This window comes from Polaromonas sp. P1_F6 (assembly GCF_056405695.1).
In genome coordinates this window covers 1-2,549 of record NZ_JBFUBQ010000020.1, presented here as the reverse complement: position 1 = coordinate 2,549, position 2,549 = coordinate 1, and the positions used below count along the sequence as shown (strand labels likewise).

The 2,549-nt window shown below is 62.1% G+C and carries 3 protein-coding genes; all 3 read right to left on the bottom strand.

All coding sequences use genetic code 11. The features are described 5' to 3' along the window. On the bottom strand, positions 1–243 hold a 243-nt coding region (locus AC1DY9_RS23355; protein ID WP_477667803.1), incomplete at its 3' end, for an ESPR-type extended signal peptide-containing protein. 48 nt (positions 244–291) lie between these two features. Beyond that, positions 292–1,194 (bottom strand): hypothetical protein, encoded by a 903-nt coding sequence (locus AC1DY9_RS23350; RefSeq protein ID WP_477667802.1) that lies wholly within the window; start codon positions 1,192–1,194, stop codon positions 292–294. A 38-nt stretch (positions 1,195–1,232) separates the two neighbouring features. Then, on the bottom strand, positions 1,233–2,549 hold a 1,317-nt coding region (locus AC1DY9_RS23345), incomplete at its 5' end, for a ShlB/FhaC/HecB family hemolysin secretion/activation protein (RefSeq protein ID WP_477667801.1).

Sequence of the window (2,549 nt, the reverse complement as noted above, 5' to 3'; positions counted from 1 at the left end):
GCGCTGGTTGGCCGGGGCTGACGGGTCTGCAACGACCTGTGCCTGCACGGCCGGTTGCAGCCACAGCACAGCACCCAGCACGGCAAGGCGCAGGGGGTGCAGGCAGGCCAGAAGATCCACGGAAGCGGCCACGCCCGACGTTTCACCACCTGCCGCCTTGCCCTGGCTGCTGGCGGTGTCGGCCACCACCATGCGTTGGCCGCGCTTTGAATTGAAGATGATGCGGTGCAGGTTCTTGTTCATGGTACGAGGTCAGCTTGAAAGGGTTGGGCTTCAGCGAAGGCGCGCGGCTTATTGCAGTTCGAGCAGGTCCGGCAACTGGGCGGCAAAGGCACTGGCGCAATACGCAACAGCCTGGGGTACCAAGTCGACTACCGCTTGGTAGTCATTGGCTTTCCATTCGGCCATGGGTCGAAATTCGCTTTGATAGCTGCAAGGTTTTCCGCCGCGCTTGGCACCGGCAATGAAGGACGGTTTTTCGCGGGACTTGAAGATTTCCGCGTCCAGCTGCAGCCGATAAGTGGTGTCAGCCTCATCCAGCGAGTTGTAGACCAGACGCCATGTAGCTGCACTCACCACCAGCGAGCGATTGAACGTCATATCCCGTGTTTTTTCCTGGGCGGCGAGCCAGAGCGAGGTGCGTTGTTCCAGCTCGGCAGTCAATAGCCCTGAAGCGGGGTTTTTCAACCTCGTCATGTCGACCGCGCCCTCAGGCGCAATTCCTGCGAAATCTTCTTTCCCGAATCCGCGCACGTTGAGCGAGCGCCCACCCGTGAGAAGAAGCAATGCGGCGTTGATTACAACCTGCTGACCAAGGGCGTTTTTGGTAGCCTGCTGAGGCACCACTCGCAGGTTGTCCATGATGTCTTTGATCACCGCGCCTGAAACACTCTCCTGAGAGTAAGTCACCCTCAATGCCGGTGGCGGCTTACCAACATCTGTCGGCGTGGTCGACGGGCTTGACGCGTCTCTGGGGGCGGGACCGGACCCGAGAGCGTTGCCCGCACTCAGAGAAGCGTCAGGTGCAGGCCAGTCCACCGCACCGCTCACAGCAGGAGGCGGCGGCAGGGCCGCCTCGGTGGAGGCTGGTACGCCATCGACCTGTGGCAAGGCTTGCGCGAATGCCCCGTGGCTGATGCACATCAGGCTGAGCGCAACAAATCCGTAAAATACTCGGCGCAAAGAAGTGGTCATGGGTTCAAGTAATCAAAAGAAGAAAATACGGCTAGCGGCTAGAAACTGGCGCTCAAGCTCACGCCCACTGTGCTGTTGGCGGTGCGAAAGAATTCGGGCTTTTTGACGGGCGCGCCGATGAAGAAGTCGTATTGCAGTTTTTTGAAGCTGCCGCGCAAACCGATCACGGCGCCCGTCAGCCGCTTGCCCGCCAGGAACTCGCTGCTGGGCCCGGCCACCTCGCCGTGGTCCAGGCCGATGTAAACCTCCTGGCCGCTCTCGCCCAGCGCGGTGCTGAGTTCATTACGCAGCAGCCAGCCGCGCTCGGCGCTCAGCGACGATTCGCCGTCGAAGCCGCGCACGGTGTAGCGCCCGCCGATGGCGAAGCGGTCTTGCGGGGTCAGGGGCGTGCGGTCGTGTTGCAGGCGCCAGCTTGCGTTGTAGCGAATGCTTTGTTCGGCCAGCTTGAACGGCACATTGAGGTTGGCGTCCATATTGACCACTGCGAAATGCGAAGTGCCTTCACCAAAGCTCTCTTCGGGTGCGGGCAAGGAGCCGAAGGCACCGGTGCCGCGCTTGTAGGCCACATTGCCTTCCAGCGTGGCCTGCCCGATGAACTCCTTGTGGCCGGCGCCGAGCTCCCAGCCGCCGACGACGCGGCGCTGCACTTCGACCTCGGTATCGTCGATGAAGTTGTTGGAGCGGCGCTGGAAAGCCTTGGCGCTGACGGTAGTTTTGCGGCTGGCGTCGCGGTAGACGAGGCGCGACAGCTTGAGGTCGGCGTTGCTGCTGGTGCCGCGGTAAACGTAATCCTGGTTGAGGCCGGCAACGCTCTGAAAGTAACGGTTGTCGCTGACGGTGGCGCCCAGCGTCCAGTAGCCCAGAGGCAGCGAGTAATGCACGGTGCTGCCGCGCGTGCCGCGCCCACCCGGTTCACCGCCGCCCAGGTCGGTATTGAGCGATACATAGAACAGGTCGTTGAGCGTCAGCGCATTGTCGTAAGACAGCGTGACGCCACCCTGGTATTTGCCAGTGGCTTTGGATCCGCTGTCGTCGGCAAACACCGAGAGGCGAAACGGAAAGGCTTGCTTGTAGCTGATGACCAGATCGCTCTGGCCCGGCTGGACCTCCGCGCCCTTGGCTTCCTCGATCTGGATGTCTGCTTCGGCCGTGGGCACACGCTTGAAGTTTTCCAAAGCCTGTTCGATGTCGCGCAGGTTCAGGATGTCGCCTGGCTTGGCAGGCAGGGCCGTCCAGGCATTGCCGCGTGCGTCACTGCCTTCGGAGAACCGGACGGCACGGATACGGCCGGGGATCAGCGTGAGCGCGAGGATGCCGGTTTTGAGGTCTTGCGGCTCGGCGAGCACACGCGCGCG